Origin of the sequence: Yoonia ponticola (assembly GCF_014199395.1) — a bacterium.
GTDB lineage: Bacteria > Pseudomonadota > Alphaproteobacteria > Rhodobacterales > Rhodobacteraceae > Yoonia > Yoonia ponticola.
In genome coordinates this window covers 135,943-154,111 of the sequence record NZ_JACIJM010000008.1, presented here as the reverse complement: position 1 = coordinate 154,111, position 18,169 = coordinate 135,943, and the positions used below count along the sequence as shown (strand labels likewise).

The 18,169-nt window shown below is 54.2% G+C and carries 21 protein-coding genes; all 21 read left to right on the top strand.

The window, feature by feature from the left end; genetic code table 11:
• Positions 1-121: 121 nt before the first annotated feature.
• The 21 genes from FHS72_RS14040 to FHS72_RS13940 all read left to right on the top strand — a co-directional run bounded on the left by FHS72_RS14040 (position 122) and on the right by FHS72_RS13940 (position 18,161).
• A complete protein-coding gene (locus FHS72_RS14040; protein WP_183530217.1) occupies positions 122-445 on the top strand; it encodes a hypothetical protein in 324 nt (107 codons plus the stop codon).
• Complete coding sequence (locus FHS72_RS14035; RefSeq protein ID WP_183530215.1) at positions 445-816, top strand: HNH endonuclease family protein; 372 nt, start codon at positions 445-447, stop codon at positions 814-816. Before FHS72_RS14040 ends, FHS72_RS14035 begins: the two co-directional genes overlap by 1 nt.
• A gap of 466 nt (positions 817-1,282) precedes the next feature.
• Entirely contained in the window at positions 1,283-3,118 is a 1,836-nt protein-coding gene (locus FHS72_RS14030; protein WP_183530213.1) for a DUF6538 domain-containing protein, read from the top strand.
• Positions 3,119-3,215: 97 nt separating this feature from the next.
• Positions 3,216-4,526 carry an AAA family ATPase gene (locus FHS72_RS14025; protein WP_183530211.1) on the top strand — a complete coding sequence of 437 codons (1,311 nt, stop codon included), beginning with the start codon at positions 3,216-3,218 and terminating at the stop codon, positions 4,524-4,526.
• Positions 4,523-5,146, top strand: coding sequence for a retron system putative HNH endonuclease (locus tag FHS72_RS14020; protein WP_183530209.1), 624 nt, complete (start codon positions 4,523-4,525; stop codon positions 5,144-5,146). Before FHS72_RS14025 ends, FHS72_RS14020 begins: the two co-directional genes overlap by 4 nt.
• 403 nt (positions 5,147-5,549) lie before the next feature.
• Positions 5,550-6,737: a phage portal protein gene (locus FHS72_RS14015; protein WP_183530207.1), complete on the top strand. Its 1,188-nt coding sequence runs from the start codon at positions 5,550-5,552 to the stop codon at positions 6,735-6,737.
• A complete protein-coding gene (locus FHS72_RS14010) occupies positions 6,734-7,063 on the top strand; it encodes a gene transfer agent family protein (protein ID WP_183530205.1) in 330 nt (109 codons plus the stop codon). The genes FHS72_RS14015 and FHS72_RS14010 overlap by 4 nt, the downstream gene beginning before the upstream one ends.
• Complete coding sequence (locus FHS72_RS14005) at positions 7,060-8,619, top strand: phage major capsid protein (protein ID WP_183530203.1); 1,560 nt, start codon at positions 7,060-7,062, stop codon at positions 8,617-8,619. The genes FHS72_RS14010 and FHS72_RS14005 overlap by 4 nt, the downstream gene beginning before the upstream one ends.
• A gap of 1 nt (position 8,620) precedes the next feature.
• Positions 8,621-9,262, top strand: a complete 642-nt coding sequence (locus FHS72_RS14000; RefSeq protein WP_183530201.1) for a hypothetical protein — start codon at positions 8,621-8,623, stop codon at positions 9,260-9,262.
• Positions 9,259-9,597 (top strand): HNH endonuclease, encoded by a 339-nt coding sequence (locus FHS72_RS18620; protein ID WP_183530199.1) that lies wholly within the window; start codon positions 9,259-9,261, stop codon positions 9,595-9,597. Before FHS72_RS14000 ends, FHS72_RS18620 begins: the two co-directional genes overlap by 4 nt.
• Positions 9,594-10,115, top strand: coding sequence for a hypothetical protein (locus FHS72_RS13990; RefSeq protein WP_183530197.1), 522 nt, complete (start codon positions 9,594-9,596; stop codon positions 10,113-10,115). The genes FHS72_RS18620 and FHS72_RS13990 overlap by 4 nt, the downstream gene beginning before the upstream one ends.
• The gene (locus FHS72_RS13985) at positions 10,112-10,414 is read left to right on the top strand and encodes a head-tail connector protein (protein WP_183530195.1); all 303 of its coding nucleotides are present in this window, start codon (positions 10,112-10,114) and stop codon (positions 10,412-10,414) included. Before FHS72_RS13990 ends, FHS72_RS13985 begins: the two co-directional genes overlap by 4 nt.
• Complete coding sequence (locus FHS72_RS13980) at positions 10,401-10,814, top strand: HK97-gp10 family putative phage morphogenesis protein (RefSeq protein ID WP_183530193.1); 414 nt, start codon at positions 10,401-10,403, stop codon at positions 10,812-10,814. The genes FHS72_RS13985 and FHS72_RS13980 overlap by 14 nt, the downstream gene beginning before the upstream one ends.
• Positions 10,811-11,233: a tail completion protein gp17 gene (gene gp17 / locus FHS72_RS13975; RefSeq protein ID WP_183530191.1), complete on the top strand. Its 423-nt coding sequence runs from the start codon at positions 10,811-10,813 to the stop codon at positions 11,231-11,233. Before FHS72_RS13980 ends, gp17 begins: the two co-directional genes overlap by 4 nt.
• On the top strand, positions 11,230-11,562 hold the full coding sequence (locus FHS72_RS13970) for a head-tail adaptor protein (protein ID WP_183530189.1): 333 nt from the start codon (positions 11,230-11,232) through the stop codon (positions 11,560-11,562). The genes gp17 and FHS72_RS13970 overlap by 4 nt, the downstream gene beginning before the upstream one ends.
• Positions 11,559-11,954: a P27 family phage terminase small subunit gene (locus tag FHS72_RS13965; protein ID WP_183530187.1), complete on the top strand. Its 396-nt coding sequence runs from the start codon at positions 11,559-11,561 to the stop codon at positions 11,952-11,954. The genes FHS72_RS13970 and FHS72_RS13965 overlap by 4 nt, the downstream gene beginning before the upstream one ends.
• 3 nt (positions 11,955-11,957) lie before the next feature.
• Positions 11,958-13,613, top strand: a complete 1,656-nt coding sequence (locus tag FHS72_RS13960) for a terminase large subunit (protein ID WP_343042697.1) — start codon at positions 11,958-11,960, stop codon at positions 13,611-13,613.
• 11 nt (positions 13,614-13,624) lie between these two features.
• Positions 13,625-16,009, top strand: coding sequence for a hypothetical protein (locus FHS72_RS13955; RefSeq protein ID WP_183530185.1), 2,385 nt, complete (start codon positions 13,625-13,627; stop codon positions 16,007-16,009).
• A 649-nt stretch (positions 16,010-16,658) separates the two neighbouring features.
• Positions 16,659-17,081 carry a hypothetical protein gene (locus FHS72_RS13950; RefSeq protein WP_183530183.1) on the top strand — a complete coding sequence of 141 codons (423 nt, stop codon included), beginning with the start codon at positions 16,659-16,661 and terminating at the stop codon, positions 17,079-17,081.
• Between the two features lie 69 nt (positions 17,082-17,150).
• A complete protein-coding gene (locus tag FHS72_RS13945) occupies positions 17,151-17,618 on the top strand; it encodes a hypothetical protein (RefSeq protein WP_183530181.1) in 468 nt (155 codons plus the stop codon).
• A gap of 216 nt (positions 17,619-17,834) precedes the next feature.
• A complete protein-coding gene (locus FHS72_RS13940) occupies positions 17,835-18,161 on the top strand; it encodes a hypothetical protein (RefSeq protein WP_183530179.1) in 327 nt (108 codons plus the stop codon).
• Positions 18,162-18,169: the final 8 nt, after the last annotated feature.

The window sequence follows — 18,169 nt, the reverse complement described above, 5'->3', positions numbered from 1 at the left end:
CACACGAACAACGGCATGCTGTCACCGGTTGACTATGAAATGAAACAGCAGAAAATGAACAAGGCAGGCGTCTAGGAAGTTAGGGGCACCTCAGAAAGTCCAAGCGGCCTCACGCGAGGTGATGCTGCAACTACTAGAAGAGCATCTGAACGAGAAAGGAATAAGGGCGATATCACTCAAGGACCTACAGGGTTTGTTTGTCGACGATCTCAAAATAGGGGTGAATCGCATACGCCATCTGATGCCAGAACTTGGTTGGTCTGCTGTGTCCGTTAAATGGGGTGGTGTCGATCATTCGCGAGCTGTGTGGTTGCGTCCAGATCATCAGTTGAGCAATGGCGAGATATTTGGACCCGGAGGATTTCGGGCGAAGTTTGATGGTAAAACAAGTGAAGGGATAGAACAGCCATTTGATTTAATTGATGCGAAGGAGGTGACTTACTGATGAGTGATCACTTCACAATAAAGGACCAATCGCTGCTTTGGTATGAGGAGATCCTCGAGAGCCACCTAGCGGAAGCTGAGCAGAAAGTGGATGAGCTTTTGGCTGACACGACCGTGGATGACAATGGCTGCAAGGTCACGGACACCAAAGGGCCAAGACGGGTTCGGTTCAATGGTAAGAGCGATAGGGCTTATCGTTTTGTTCTCGCGGTCCGCTCTAACTACGCGCCGTCAACCGATGAGCTAGTCCGGCATCGGTGCCACAATCGGCTGTGCGTGAACCCGGAGCATCTGCTGTTCGGTTCGCGGCTGGATAACTGGCTGGATGAGGTCGATCGCAAGGCCAACGGTCCAGGCTCGCATCTGCTGTAGGACGCTGCCGTAATTCTTATAGATTACGGATTACGACACCCGCTTCCCCCGCTCTAGAGGTGGGGGTGGCGGGGCGATTAGCTTGATTGGTGCAAGAACTAGAAGGCGAGGTGCTGCTCTAGCTCCCCCTTTCATTACTTATCCCTATGCCTACCCTCTCAGACCAATGGTATCAGGGGGTAACAAGTGAGAGGGGCGGTGGCAGAGGCTGCATCGTAATTGTCCGACCACACCCCCGACACCCGTTGGGGCACTTTATGGGGCATTCTCGTCGTGAGAGTGCCTCGTCGTCTCTTATTCTTCTGGGAGGTTAGCGTTGGCTGGGGTGGTAGGAAAAAACCCGTGCTACACATAAATCCTTGATATTGCTGTATAACCTTGTTTTCACTTGTTTATTTCTCACGTGGGTGTAACACACGCATGTAACACACGGTTTACTTAGACCCGTGATCAAAAGGTGAACACTTTGGGTAGGCAGACATATCTGATCCGGCGTGGCGGTGCTTATTCCGCCCGTTTGCGCGTCCCTCTAGACCTGATCGAAGCTGTGGGTCGCAAAGAGCTTGTGAAGGCGCTAGGCACTAATGATCCTGCCGAGGCCAAACGTCTTGTTTGGGCTGTGGTAGACGGCTGGCAACGCCAGTTTGACGCCCTGCGCAACCGTGCCGAGATGACAGACGGTGATAAAGGTGAGCTTGTCTGGTCTCATTACTCCGGCACTCTTGAACGTGACGAAGTGCGCCGCGCAAATACTCCACAACAAGCCGATGTTGACCAAGCGCTGGAACGCGCTGTGGAACGGGTAGGGCGAGAGGGGTTAGACATTCATGACCCCTTGCAGATGCTTGATGCCGTGATGGACGCAGACGTGATGAAGAATCGGCGCAGTGGATCAGGAAGCGTTGATGCGCATGTGCGGCAGACAAAGCTCGCAGATTTACGCAAGCACTTGGCGACAGGTGAGAATGCGCTTGTCCGGCACGAAATCGAAGCCTACCTGAAACAGAGAAATCTCACCATTGACGCGGTTGATCGGGGCGAACTCTCCCGTCAGCTGATACGCGCTGAGATAGAGGCGCTGCAACGCACCCTAGAGCGCGATGATGGTAACTACGGTGGCGAACCTGCTGACAGGCTGATCAAGGGCTTGTCGGGGCGCGTAGGTGCGGCCAAAGGCGAGAGTATAGAAGAGGTCTTTGAGGTTTTTGCTGCTGAAAATGTCAGTGGCGTAGCACCTGATCGAATTAATCAGATGCGACGTGATATCGAACTGTTCTCGCAGGTCGCAGGTAAGGGCTTTAGTGTCGGCCAGATCGACAAGAAGCTGGTGCGAGAATGGAAAGCGTTGCTGATCAAGTTTCCGGTGAAGGCAACGGAGATGCTCGCGTTCAAAGGTATGGAGCTGCGTGAAATCGTGGCTGCGAACGAAAAGTTGAAAAAGAAGGTTCTGAGTGATCGTTCCGTAAATCGGTATCTATCGAGCTTGAGCGCACTTTGTAAGTGGCTGGTCAATAACGGTTACTTGGAGAGCAATCCTGTCACCGGCATGTCGTTGGCGAAAGAGCACAACAGCACTACACTGCCCTTTACAACTGATCAGCTGAACACCTTGTTCAATTCGCCCCTTTTTACAGGATGCCAGAGCGCGGATGTTTGGTCGCTTATGGCGAAGGAGGGCAATGTCCTGATCCGCGACCATCGTTATTGGGTGCCCTTGATCATGTTGTTCTCTGGTGCGCGTCCTGCCGAGATCGGCCAGTTGATGTTGGCAGATGTGCGTGAAGAGCACGGACGTTGGATTATGCACATCACGACCGAAGGTGATGGTGACAAACGAACAAAGACGAAGGGATCAATGCGCGTCGTACCAATTCACCCGATGTTGGTTCGACTTGGCTTGATCGGCTATCACGCAGCGCAGGTTAAAGCCGGTGAGGCGCGTCTGTTCCCGAAGGCGGTCAGAAACGCTCGTGGTCAGATGATGGCGGAGTTCTCGCGAGAGTTCAGTCGATACCTGACACGGATCGGTATCAAAGAGGGCAGGGGGATTAGTCTTTATTCATTTCGGCATGGTGTTACAGACGCTTTGCGCCGCGCGGGGTATCTGGATGAACAGTTCGGCTTAATCCTTGGTCACACGCAAGGCACGACGACAGGCCGTTATGGGGTCATGGCGCATGGCGTGCTTGAGCAGCGTGCAACGTTGATCGATGCTATCGATTATCCGGGCTTGGACCTTGGCCATTTACGTGATGCCCGACGGTTATTGCTTGCGTCGAACTTGCTCAAACCGCAACCATAAGATAAAGTCAACATGACTGATCAGCTTCGTCTCGAGAGGGTCATTCTTACTGCGATCATTGTGATCCGAGAATATGTTAGCCGCCTTGGGGTGTCCTTTGGAAATTGAAGAAATAAGCCTGTCCAACTTCCGCGGCTTTCGTGATGGATCTTTCTCTTTCGGAGACAATATCAATCTTATTGTTGGGGTGAATGGGGCTGGAAAGACAACGGTCTTGGATGGACTAGCCACGGCCATGTCCTGGCTAGTCAATAGAACTCTGAACGATAGATCAAATGGGTATCCTATAGATGAAATGGACATTCGGAATGGTGCCCGAGCGTCCGCAATCGAAGTCTCGGTAAAGCACGAGGGGGAGCGCTTTAAGTGGAAGGTTATAAGATCCGCTCGCGGTGTGTCTTCTCATAAGCACAGAAGTGAGCTTTCCGAACTGACCGACCTTTCTCGTAATTTTCAGGGTTCGCTCGGTGACAATCCGGAAAGTGCTTCCCTCCCGCTCGTCATTTATTATCCTGTGGACCGATCCATTGTCGAAATTCCACTGAGGACGAGAGGAAAGAGGGCATTTAACCAACTATCGGCGTACGATGATGCACTGAAGTCCGCTGCAAATTTCCGGCGATTTTTTGAATGGTTTCGCTACAAACAAGAGGAAAGCCTGTCAAACTTCATGGAAGATGTTGTCGATAAGCTCCGTACCGGAGACGCACTGGAAAGCATCGATGATCTACCCGTAAACTCGGCAGGAAGAGAATTGAATGCGGTCCGTGAGGCCGTATACAAGTTCATGCCTGGGTTTTCCGACTTACGAATAATGTACTCTCCTCTGAGAATGGTTGTTGAAAAGAACGACAGGCGACTTAACTTGCTCCAGCTTTCCGGAGGTGAAAAGATCATGTTGGCGTTGGTTGGTGATTTGGCTCGACGGCTGACTTTGGCTAATCCAAACATTGCAGATCCGCTGACAGGAGAAGCTATCGTTTTGATTGACGAGATTGACTTGCACCTTCACCCAAAATGGCAAAGAAATGCGATTTCTCAGCTGGCAACGGTATTCCCAAATTGCCAGTTCATTTTGAGCACGCATTCCCCACATATTATCACACACGTTCCTCCTGAAAACATCTCAGCCGTAAAGACTAACGACAATGGCGAAGTGCAAGTGCACTCTGTTCGCGCGAGCTATGGTTATACTGCAGAGAGTGTTCTGGGTGAGATCATGGGGCTCGACACGACCCGCCCAGATGAGGTCCAAGAGCTCTTTGACCAGATATTCAAAAATATTAGTGATGGTGATCTCGATCAAGCCGAGAAAAATCTAGAGTGCTTGAAAAGCAATGTGACTGCCGACCCAGAAGTAACACGGGCTAAGGCGCTCATTTCGCGAAAAAAGCTCCTAGGTAAATGAAGTTAATTATTAAATCGCAAGAGCCTACATCATTTGCTTCGTGGAAGAACTTGGCGAACTCCGATTGGCAGCCTAGCTGGGATAATCTTCAAAACCCCGAGAAAACTTTCCTCTTAGAAAGGTTGATCTTCGACCAGAAGGGGATCTGTTGCTATTGTGAATGCCGTATATCCGTTGAGGACTCACATATCGAGCACATTGTTCCTCGCAGCGCTTCGGCTAACTTGCAACTTGAATTTCCTAATTTGCTCGCATCCTGCCTCAAGGAAACTCAGAAAGGTCAGCCCCTTACCTGCGGAAAAGCTCGTGGTGATTGGAACGAGGCTGGCTATCTGAACCCCTGCGAACAAGGTTCCAAAGATGAGATCGTCTATCTCATGGATGGCAAAGTGTCCGCAAACAGTCGACACTGCGAAGAATTCGTATCCAGGTTGAACTTGAATAGTCGGCTTAAGATCGACGGGCGATTGGCAGCAGCATCTGTAATAATTGAAGACGAAAATTTAACGGAAGCAGACGTTAGTGCGCTTCTGGCGGCAATGTTGAAACAAGATGAACTTCCGGAGTACATGAGTTTTCTCGTCTCCGCGGCCAATGAGAACTTTGGAATTTCCTTATAAAATGCCTTTCTGTGGCTGGTAGGATCGGCCGCTTAGTTCAGGGTGTGATGCTGCGATACACCTCGGGCGATTTGTTGATTTGGTCGCGACGCTGTTTACTGCTTCTTTGTTGAACATTGCTTACACTCATGCGCTTCTGGCCTAATATGCGGTTGGTGGCTTCGTGCTAATGCTGGTCGTTCCGCGAGGAATGCTCAAAAGTCCACCCAAAGCCGAGACGGCTTTATGGGTTGACTTCGCACCAAGAGTAATTCGCGCCCTTGATACCGATGAGTTTCAGTTCTTGTTGAACAAATACGAGAAACGGATGCGTTTTGCGTGAGGCTGCCGGTATGGCATTTTAGGGATTCACAACGTCACTCGTGTGTTGTATATATATCACACATGTTGTTGTGGAACCTTGATGACCATCCTATCCCGCCTCTTTGGCAACGCCGAAAGCAAAGCACTACACCTCACTGATCCGGACGCACTTGGCCTGTTCGGCGCCATACCCACCGCTACCGGCATCCACGTCAGCGGAAGCTCTGCTTTGCGCGTCCCTGCCGTCGCATGTGCCGCTGCGCTGATCAGCGAGACCATCGGTGCGATGCCAGCAAAGGTGCACCTCTCAGAAACGAAAGAGGCGGTCAAAGACCAACCAGCCTACCGGCTTGTACATGACGAAGCGAACGAATGGACCAGCGCCGGTCAACTTCGCGAAGACCTCACAATCGACGCGCTTCTGACTGATAACGGTTATGCGCACGTTGTTCGCTTGGATGACGGCACACCGGTGGAACTGCACCGACTTGACCCTGCCACGGTCCAAACCGACTACGAGCCGGATGGCGAACCGTTCTACATAGTACAGACCACGCAAGGACCGCGACGCTACAGCTACCGCGACATCCTGCATATCCAACCTTTCGGTGGCTTATCTCCGATCAAGTTGGGTCGTGAAGCGATTGCTTTATCACTTGCATTCGAACAGCACGTCGCAAGCCTGTTCGCCAATGGCGCACGCCCCTCCGGCATCATCAAGTCAGAAAAGGCGTTGGACGTCGAAGCGAAGAAAAAGATCGCGGGCTCTTGGTTTAGTACCCACTCTGGCCGCAACACCGGCGGCACCGCCATTCTAGACGAAGGCATGACCTACGATCAGCTTTCAATGACGCTGGCAGATGCCCAATTCGCAGAGAACCGCCTCGAACAAATCCGTGAAATCGCACGTGTCTTCCGCGTGCCACCGACGATGTTGTTCGAGCTGACACGCGGCACATGGTCCAACACCGAAGAAATGGCACGCCAGTTTCATGCAATAACGCTTAAGCCGTGGCTGGTCAGCTGGGCGTGGGCTTATGCACGTGTCTTGTTCACACCGGAAGAACGCGCCGCTTTCTATATCGAATTCGTGACGGACGACCTGCTGACCACCAATTCCGCAGCACGTGCCGCCGCATACGGTCAGTATCGGTCAATGGGTGCGATGACCGCAAACGAAGTGCGTGGTGGTCTAAACCTCGCGCCCCGTCCTGACGGCAACAACCTTGCAAACCCCTACACAACGTCCGGCGCACCCGATCCGGCAATACAGGATCAAACAGCATGATCACCTTCACCGGCTTCTTTGGCGATGGCGAGCACAGCTTTGCACTCACAGACGGCATGATCACCGAACTTGAACGCCTTTCCGAAGTCGGTATCGGCACCCTCTACACACGAGCAATCGGCATGCAGTTTTCTGTGGCGGACATCGTGCAAACCATCCGGCTTGGCCTGATCGGAAGCGGCATGGCACCGCAACAAGCGATGCAGCTTGTTGAGACTTATGCCGCCAATCGTCCGATGTCGGAAACCTTCCCACTTGCACTCGATATCCTTGATGCACGCTGGAATGGCGTTGCCGTTCCCGCGTCCGGAGAAACCGCACAATGACAACCCGCCTTGAGTTCAAAGCAGACCTGACCGTCACGTCTGAAGGTCTGATCGAAGGGATCGCTTGGCCGTTCGGTAGTGCGGATCGCGTTGGCGATATCATCGAGAAAGGCGCAATCGCTACGCCTACAACGCTCCCGATGTTGTTTGCGCACGATCAATCCCAAGTGATCGGCGTATGGGACACAATCGCAGAAACCGACGCTGGCCTGACCGTCAAAGGTCGGCTGCTGATCGACGATGTCGCGCGAGCCAATGAAGTCCGCGCCATGATCAGCGCCAAAGCAGTCTCCGGCCTGTCTATTGGCTTCGTCACCACGAAATCTACACCCCGCGCAAGAGGCCGCACGATTAATGCCCTGACCTTGCACGAAATTTCTGTTGTCGCAGTCCCGTGTCATCCGGGCGCACAGATCACGTCCCTCAAGTCCGATGACACCACCCCCATGATTAAGGATACCCACATGGACCCCGAACTTATTAACGATCAGCCCCCTGCCATTCCGGCAAACGCACCACAAATCGACACCAAAGCCTTTGACGAAATCAAGGCACGCTTAGACAAGATGGAAGCTAAGGCGAACCGTCCGCAAGGCGTTCACATCGCTGGCCCCGTCGCCTCCGACGAAACAAAGGCGTTTGGTAATTTCTTGCGCCGTGGCGTCGAGCGTATCTCACCTGATGAAGCCAAAGCCCTGACCGTTGGCACAGATGCCAATGGCGGTTTCCTCGCACCGCAAGAATTCGGTGGCGAGCTGATCAAACTCTTGAACGAATTTTCGCCCCTGCGTCAGTATGCGAAAGTCATCCAGATCAGCGCCGCATCGATTATCTACCCGCGCCGCCTGACTGGCACGTCGGCGTCATGGACCGCCGAAACCGCCAACCGTGTGGCTTCCGGTATGACCTTCGAGCAAGTGACAATGACGCCTTACGAGCTGGCGACGTTCACAGATGCCTCCAACGCTCTGCTTGAAGACAACGCCTACAACCTCGAAGGCGAGCTGCTTTCAGATTTTGCGGAGTCTTTTGCAAAGACAGAGGGTCTGGCGTTCGTCAAAGGCACCGGCACGGGTCAGCCTGTAGGTATCATGACATCGACTGACATCGCCGAGATCAAAACAGGTGTTGCTGCAAACTTCCCAGCTGCAAACCCCGCAGACGTGCTGATCGCTATGTATCATAAGATCGCGTCAGTGTTTGCACAAACCGGCGTTTGGATGATGAACCGCAACACGCTAGCGGTCGTTCGAACATGGAAAGATGGCAATGGTCGTTACCTCGTGCTTGATCCAATCACAGCTGGCGCACCTTCTACTTTGCTTGGCCGCCCTGTCGTCGAAATGACGGACATGGACGATATCGGTGCCGGTAAATGCCCGATCTTGTTTGGTGACATGTCCGGCTATCGGATCATTGACCGCGTGGGCCTCACAACACTTCGCGATCCATACAGCTTGGCAGCGAACGGCCAAGTCCGCTTCCACGCTCGCAAACGCGTTGGTGCTGACGTCACCCATCCGGATCGCTTCATCAAATTGAAGTGCGCCGTATAAAATGCTGTTGAACAACGCATACGACGTTTCTTTGGCTTACGGTGGCAACGCCGTGAGCCTTAGACCGTCTTTGCGTGCAGCGACCAACCTTGAACGCCTGCACAACGGCTTTTCCGGCCTGCTGCAGCGCGTCCAAGCGTTTGATCTGTCGACGATCCGCGCAATCATCTTATGCGCCGCGACAGACAAACAAGAGGCCAAGGCATTCCTTGCTGGTATGGAGAACGCACCACTTGCCACCATCCGCGAAGTTACAACCGCGCCCGCTTTCGTTCTTATCACCGCGCTGATGACCCCTGTATCCAACACACAGGGAGAGGCCGCGAAAGCACCTTCTGGCAGTCCGGTCGCATGGCACGACCTGTTCGCAGACCTTTACAAGATCGCGACAGGTTGGCTTGGCTGGACACCGGCACAGGCTTGGGACGCAACGCTCACTGAGATCACTGGTGCCTTTGATGGCCTGCTCGCAAAGCTTAAGGCAATCCACGGTGCCGCCGATGATGACAGTTCCGGCACATCAACGATGACAGCTGAACAGCGGCAAGAAAACGCCGACGCTGGCCTTGATCCGGACTTTGACCGTTCCGCCCTTACGAAGCTCAAACGAAACATCGTTGCCGCAAAAGAGGCGAGCCTATGAGCCGTCCGCCACACCTATGCACGTGCGGTAAGATAGTAGCGTTTGGCACCCGCTGCGCATGCCAGATCGCCAGCACGCGTGCTCGCAACAAGCGTCACGATGCAAACCGCCCAACCGCACGTGAACGTGGTTACGATAGCCACTGGCAAGCCGCTCGGAAAGAGTGGCTGCAATGGAATCCCTACTGCGCAATGTGCAGAGGCAAGGCCACTACCGTCGATCACATCAAGCCACATCGTGGCGATAAGGTTCTATTTTGGGACAAGAACAATTGGCAGTCCCTCTGCACGTCTTGTCACAACCGGCACAAGCAACGGGTCGAACAAAGCCAATGACGCAAACCTTATGGCAAGAAGTCCTGCGTTTGGCCATTGAAGACGCATTGGTTGGCAACGGAGACTCCGGAACCACACGAGCTGCACGCAAGCACGCGACCCACCTTGCGCGGCTCTACCTGACCAAGCCGAACGAAGACTTCGACGTTGTATGCACCTTAGCTGGCCTTGAACCAATTGCTGTGCGTGATGCCATGCGAAAGCGCCTCAAAGCTGCACCTTCAATAGATGAAGTGTTCAGCGACACCCGAAGGCGCAGCGCTATGAACGAACGCCGATTAACCCATCGCGGTCGCACTTTGACGATCCGTCAATGGTCGAAAGAAACAGGTCTGACACGCGCAGCAATCAATACGCGTTTGCAGCTTGGTTGGAACATCGACCGGCTTTTGAGCGAACCAAGCAGGAAGCGTAAGCGGCAGGGGGTGGTCTCTGACTTTAGGCCATCTTTAGGGACCGGCGGGGGGACAGTCGCACAAGACAGCTCGAATATAACTTTTCAGGATCAAGCGAAATGACGATCACACCCATCGCCTTGCTTAAGGCGCAACTGACAATCGAACACGACCTAGATGACGACCTGCTGACACATAAGCTGGCAGTGGCCGAAGAATGGATCGGAAACTTTACCGGTCTCTCTTTCGCGGTTCGCGATCCGGTCCCTGCGTCGCTCACTGAAGCCGCCGTGCAGCTCGCGGCCTATTGGTATGTCCAGCGCGAAGCTGCGACTGACGTGCGCCTTACAGCCGTTCCCTTCGGCGTATTGGACCTCGTGCGTCCTTACCGTGAAAGCGTGGTTGGTCATGTCGCGGCTTAAAGGATCGGCAGACCTCGAAAGGCGTCTGCTGCAGATACCAAACGAAGTTCTGACAGAGCTACGCCCTGCGCTAATCAATGGTGCGCACGACATCGCAGACGCGATGGAAATGCTCGTTCCGGAGCGCGATGGCGACCTGCTGGGCAGTATTGCCGTGACTGGCCCCAATGAAACCACACCACCATATTCAGCAGGTGGATCAGTGACGTTGAAAGCCAATCAAGCGGCAGTGACCGTTGGTAATACAGACGTAAGGCACGGCCACTTGCAAGAATTTGGCACCGCGCACCATGAGGCACAGCCATTCATGCGCCCCGCATTCCGCCTTAAGAAGGCTAAGGTTATGCGCCGGATCGCATCGGCAGTGACCAAGGCGATCAAGAAAGCAGGCGGCCAATGATCGAACCGAGTGTCAGCTTACAGACCGCACTACGTACCACGTTGATCACGGACACTGCTGTGACTGCGTTGGTGCAGCCTGCAAACATCCGATCTGGATCAACGCGCCCTGACAAGCACGCATGTGTGATCATGTCCGGTGCCAGCACAGAATATCTTGGACGTGCAGCCGGAGATCAGCACTTGGCACAGATCAACCTTGATGTGCATATCTGGGCCATCGAAGACGGTGCGGACACCGCGAAAGCTATCGGCTTTGCCGTAGCGCAAGCCGTGCTCGCCATGTCTGACACACACGACGGCTTTGAAATCGACAGCTTAGACCAGCCACGCATGATCTGGTTGCGCGATGTGCAGCCGGAACTTTCCTACACCCATGGCCTTCTCGAAATCGAAGCTATCATCCGGTGGCGCGTATGACCTTGATCAAAGCAGGTGCGTTGCGTGAACAGGTCACCTTTGAACGCAAAGTCGAAACAGTACAGCCTTCTGGTGCGGTATTGGTGCAATGGATGCAGGGAAAAACCTTGCGTGCCGAGTTGGTGCAAGAAAGTGCAGAGACGTTCTTGAGCGGAACAGAGCACACAGAAGATCGAAAGGTTTTCCGGTTGTGGGCGTGCAAATGGATCAACACTGACCTGCGTCTGATCCATGCAGATCGCACTTACCGGATTGCAAAGATCGTGCCGCTGGATCGGCTTGGTCTGGAGCTTCACTGCATCAACGCCGTGAACGAGGTGCATTCATGAGCAAGCACCTGCGTGGCGTTAAGCCGCCCGTATCGAGATCGAAAGACGCGCTTACCAAAGCGCCGCAAGTGCCCTCCTACTTCTCGCCATACGCCGCGGCGGAATGGAAGCGGATCATGCCGCGGATGATCAAAGACCGCGTGCTGACCAAGGCTGATCTTGCCGGTGTGGAAAACTACTGCATGATGATCGGCACAGTGCGAGAGATAGAGACCAACCGCGCATTGAACGCAGGCGACATTGATCCAAAATTGTTTGGCGTGCAAAACCGTGCGGCACAAACAGCTCGCCAGCTTGCGGCTGAATATGGCCTGACACCCACTAGCCGCGCCCGTATAGGCAGCAACAGCGATGACGACGCGGTAGACGACAACCCCTTGAACGTCTGCTGAACCGTGAACGCGCTGGCTTCCATAGATACAACACAGGCGGAATCCGTATCGCCTAGCGCCTCTCCGGCGTGGATTTATGATGGCAGCCCAATCGCTGATCCAATGGGATACGGCGAACGCGCAGTCACGTTCTTAAAGCGTCTAAGACACCCGAACAGTGACGCGCCAAATGGTGGCTTTCAGCTCGCGCCGTGGCAGGAACGGATCGTGCGCCGCATCTATGGCCCACGGCACCCCGATGGCCGCAGGATTGTGCAGAACGTGTTCTTGCTAGTGCCACGTGGCAACCGAAAAACATCGCTCGCCGCCGCTTTGGCCCTGCTACACACCATTGGCCCCGAGCGCGTGCCAGCCGGTCAAGTCTTGTTTGCTGCCGCTGATCGCGAACAGGCCGGAATTGGCTTTCGTGAAGCTGCAAATATCGTGCGTCAAGATAAACGCCTGATCGCTGCAACGCGCATCTATGACGCGTTCAATTCCGCCAAGCAGATCGTCTTCAAGGCGGAAAGCGTGACACTGCGTGCCTTGTCTAGCGATGGCGGTGCAGCCCACGGTCTGACACCCACCTTCACCCTGATTGACGAAATCCACATCTGGAAAGGTCGCGACCTTTGGGAGGCTCTAAGATCAGGTGCAGCGAAAGTAGACGACAGCCTTACGGTGATCGCCACAACTGCCGGTCGCGGTGCCGAGACGCTCGCGGCTGAACAATACAACTATGCCCGCCGCGTGGCTTTGGGTGAAATCGACAACCCCGCCTATCTGCCGATCTTGTTCCAAGCTGACACTGATGACGACTGGCAGGATGAAGCGGTCTGGCACAAAGTAAACCCCGGCTTGGCCCACGGCTTCCCTTCTCTCGTCGGCCTGCGCAGTCTGGCGAAAGAGGCCGAGAACAAACCTGCCGACAAAGCCGCATTCCTTCAATTCAACCTGAACGTATGGCAGGCGAACAGCCGCGATCCATTGTTCGACATGACCACGTACGACCGGCGCACCTTTGACCATGAACCTAGCGAACTGGAAGGCCTGCCGTGTTATCTGGGGGTGGACTTGTCCCTGTCTGGCGACCTGTCGGCAGTTGTGGCGGCTTGGCGTCATAACGACGGACAAATCACGATTTGTCCTTGGCTGTTCGTTCCAAACGACGACCTGAAGGATCGCGCTGATCGTGACGGCCTACCTTACGAGCAATGGCGTGATGATGGCCTAATCACAGCTTGCGACGGTCCAATCATTGACCAAGCAATGATCGAAGACACGATCCGCGAACTTTGCGCCGCGCATGATGTCCATGAGATCGCGGTAGACCCACACCTTGCCCGTCGTCTGATGCAGAACCTTCACGATGACAGCTTGCCGGTAATCGAATTCCGGCAAACGCCGCTCAATATGGGCGTTGCCGCTGGTGATCTTGAGCGCACCGTAAACGGCGAACTGATCCGGCATGCGGATCATGCCGCACTGCGACAGCACTTTGACAGCGTGGTCGCATCCCGAAATCCCACGTCTGGCCTGATCCGCATGCACAAAGGTAAGAAAACAGACCGTATCGACGGCGCGATTGCCGCCGCTATGGCCGTGTCACGCGCCTGCGCAGCCGAAACCAACAACAGCAAATACAACGCCGCCGAAAGCGACGGCCTGTTCATTTTTTAAGGAAAGACCCAATGTCATTGCCCGGCCTTATCGTCGATGTGGAAGCCCGAATTGATAAACTTGAGCGTGGTTTGAAGCGCGCCAATTCTATCCAGCGCAGCAGCTCTAGCCAGATGGAGCAACGTGCTGAACAAAGCGCACAGCGTGTGCGAGCCAGCTACGGCAAAGCGGCAGACGGCGTCGCTGCGTCCCTCAAACGTATGGCGCTACCGTTGCTTGGTGGATTGCTCGCTGCTGACACAATCAAGAATATGCAGGCCTCTATTGGGCAGGTCGCCAGCCTAGGTGACGAAGCCAAGCGCGCCGGTGTCTCCCTCGACGCACTTCAACAGTGGAAGTTTGTCGGTCAACAAAACCGCATCGGTATTGATGCCATTGTTGATGGCCTCAAAGAGCTGAACCTTCGCAGCGATGAGTTCATTCTCACCAAATCAGGACCGGCGGCAGAGGCGTTTGGCCGTCTGGGATACAGCGCATCAGACCTTCAAGCGAAGCTCAAGAACCCGTCAGAACTGTTGCTGGAGATCATTGGTCGCCTCGAAGATGTCGACAAAGCGGGTCAAATCCGTATCGCTGATGAAATCTTTGGTGGCAGCGCCGGTGAACGCTTTGTCGAATTGATCGGCACTGGCGAGACCGGATTGCGCAATATGATGCAACAGGCGCGTGACACCGGCGCTGTGTTGGACGCAGACTTGATCGAAAAGGCGCAGGAATTGGATCGCCGTTGGGCTGCGCTAACCACGCGGACTTCAAACTGGTTCAAGACCTTTTCCGTAGAAGCGGCAGACGCAGCTGTGAGGATCGTCACAATGCGTGAAGACCTCGACGACATGTTCCGATCGTCCGCGCAGGCACGTAGCCTTTTGGGTGACGGCGTGGTCGCCGAGATAGAGGCTACAACAGATGCCGCCGATCAGAACGCTGAGGCTATTGGTCAGCTGCGACAGCGGTATGAGACATTGGGCGATCAGGGCGACGTGGTCGCGCAACAGTTGGAGCAAGCGTCCAACATCATGCGTAGTTTTGGCTATGATGACCAAGCGACCGCAATTGCCGATGTAGCGCGTAACTTACGTCAGCTCAGTGGTGACATGCGTGAAGGCAACATTGACGCCGAAGCGTTCGAAACAGGCATGGCTGACCTCACATCACAGGCCCAGACCGCCTTTGCCGAGATTGATGCAATTGACCGTGTCGAGTTCAGTGGTGCTATCGCCGGTGTTGGCGGCTTGATCAGGAAGCTGGGTGAGGCAATCGGGTTCGCAAGAACGTTACGAGCTACATTGCCCGGAGCGGACCCGCGCGGGACAACGGTGCCGGTGACCGTGGCGCGTGAGGTTGGCAGCTTTTGGGATGATCCGGCCAACGAAGAACTAGTGAACCCTGCGACCACCAAACCTGTTTTAGTGTCGCCACGGCCTCAAGCCGCGCCTTTTGAACTTGGTGTGCCTGACCTACCGCCACCACCAGAACCGGAAAATGCCGATAGTGTTGGTGGTGGCCGAAGTGAGCGCAAGACACAGTCTGACTATATAAAAGAGATTGCCAGCATCACCGAAGAAACAGCGGCACTGAAAGCTGAGGCACAGGCGTTGCTTGCGGTTGCCGCTTCCGGCGAAGATTACGGTGACGCAATGGAGTTCGCACAAGCCAAGGCTGACCTGCTGATGGCTGCGCATCGCTCAGGGCTTGCGCTGACGCCAGAGCTTGAAGCTCAGATCACTGACCTCGCCGCTGCGCAGACCCGCGCGGGGGTGGCCGCCGATCAAGCTGCCGATCGTATCCGCGCCATTCAGGACGCTGGTCGCGAAGGTGCACAAGCCGTGGCAGGTATCTTCACACAGATGGCGTCAGGCTCAATGACCGCGACACAAGCGCTTGGTGGATTGCTGTTACAGATGGCAAAGGTCGCTCTACAAAAGCGGTTGATGGCGATTGGTGAAAATGGCGGCGCTGCTGGGAACGTCATCGGCTTTATAGGTAAAGCGCTATCCGGAGGCTTTTCGGACGGTGGTTACACAGGTCATGGTGGGAAACACGATCCCGCCGGTGTCGTGCATCGCGGCGAATACGTAGTGAGTGCAGCTGCAACCCGAAAGTTGGGCGTCTCCAATCTCGACGCGCTGCACACATCTGCGTTGAAGGGGTATGCATCCGGTGGTTTCGTGGGCAGCTCGACCAAGCCGTTGATCGCGACACCGTCACAGTCTCAGCAATCGGTCAACATCAACGCGCCGGTGACGGTCAACGCGAGCGGTGGAACTTCGGTCCAGAACGCTGATCTTGCCAAGCAGATGGCACGTGAGGTTGAGCAGTCGATGAAGAGTGTCGTGGTCGAACAAATCCGGAAGCAGTTGCGACCCGGAAACATGCTGAATCAAGGGAGGCGATGAATTTAGGGGGCGTGAATATTAAGCCCTTGCAGGTGATCAGTGCGATCTTGGCTACCTACGTCAGTCTCGACACCAAGTCGCCGCTCTAAGGCGCCTCTACGCGCCCCTACGGCGCACCCTTACGTGTCACCCTGCTGCCTAAAGTCCGAGGGAGCGGAATATCTGATGTGCGAGCCATGTCTTCGTTGTGAATTCTTACCGCCGAAGGTGTGATTGGGCAAAAGAGGGTAAATTCCGGAGGTGGAAGGATAGAACCAGTCCAACGACGAGCGATAGCGAGGAGGGGCAAGCGACGAAGGAGCGCGCAGCTCTTTCTTTCTTTCTTTCTTTCTTTCTTTCTTAGGCTGAATCCGAGTGTGAGGGTGTCTGCGTAAATTCCGGACGGGTACCTGTGAGCTTTCACAACGACAATATGTGAAACGTGTGTCACACTTTTCGCGGTCAAGTTATATATATCTTAAATATATATTATTACATACCAATATAACGAACGAAAAGCGTGACACCCCCCCCCTGAAGCGAGGCGGGAAAAAGTCCTCGGCGCGGCCAGAAAGTCCTTGTAAATTTGTCACAGTAGTATTAGATTGAGTCATAACCTCATAGGATGGAAACCATGCCAGCAAACCTTCAACTGCCAACGGAACGGCTAGTGCAACTAAGAACGATCGCCCAAGCTTTTGGTGGAAAAAACCTCGCCGAAACTTTCGGCCAAATGATCCGTGAGCTTGCTCACGCCGGTGTCATCGACTCCCCCTCAATCCCCAACATCGATATCAAGGCCGCACCGGATGGCCTCGCTATCCGCTTTGACGAAGGCAGCTATGTCGCGTTCACGCCACCCGCAGCAAAATGCTTGATCGCCCGCCTACGCGAATATGTGTCCTCGAAAGAGAAACTCCCTCTGATGATTGATAGCACCTCAAACTTTATGATCGCCCGAAAGGTCCGCTCCGTTAAGGTCACCATTCCGGCCCTTAGCAACGACAGTATCACAAAGGTTCTTTCTCCTGACCTTGCATCCGACCTTGCGGACCTGATCGAAGCCGCCCTCGAAAATGTAACGACTGACTAAAGGCAGAGGGTCCAGTGCAACAACACCGGACCCTTTAATTCACTTTCTTACAAAATGGAAAAACACCAGATGTCCGACGTAGATGCCCCTCAAGAAACATCGTTAGTCACGACGGCTACGCTTGACGCAGACGTCACAGAGGCCAGCCAGAACGAAAAATTCCGAGAGATAGTCCATAACGAAGCACAAAAATACCGCGACTACTCGGAGTCAGAAGAGTATCGGAATAGCGCGCACATTAAGAATCTCCGCAAGAAAGATCGTGATCGCCAGGCTGATGGGACATGGAACGAAAGGCGGCGCAAGGAATATGCGGTGATGGTGGCGCTGGGGGAAAACCGCGAAGTACGCTCCTATGTGTCCGGCCTATCGGTTGAGGCAATGTCACTTCGTAAAAAGGAAGAAGCCAAGAAACGACAGGCAAAGCATCGCGCCAACCTAACCGCGACACAAATTGAAGATCGCCGAAAGGCTAATGCAGAGCGAGAACGGCAACGCCGCGCCGCAAGGAAGGCTGCTGAAAGTTCTGGCACCTGAGATACGCGTGTGATATAAATAACACACGCGGCCATTGCCGCTCTCTCCACCGCCGGTCGTCGAGTATGTTAGACCCCGAAAACGACCGGCGGACTAGAAGTAAGTAAGTAATTACTTATTAAAAACAATGAATTAGGTGCGATTTGGAGCTTGCGCTCGTCACGCCTAAAGAGGATTCTGGCGCCATATACCTTTTCACCTACCGGAGTGCCCCACATGGCCCATACTGCCCCTACAGATCACTACCTACCAAACGCCGCATATGAATTGCTGTTACAAGCGATCCTGAACCCAACACCGAGCCTAGACCCGCGCAGTCAGCTTATTGAGACTCTCGGTGAGATTGGTGGCTTGTGGCCAATGTCCTGCCTCGCAGACCGTGATCCGGTCCAGATGGCAGAAGCGGACATGAGTCGCACTAGACGCAATCTGGTCAACGACCTCTCCGACGAAGACGAGGCGGTTCTTGCAACGATTCAGAAAATGGTAACCGAAAATTACGCACAGCAGATCGAATTGGCGAAAGTCGAACTGCACTCATAATCGACCGC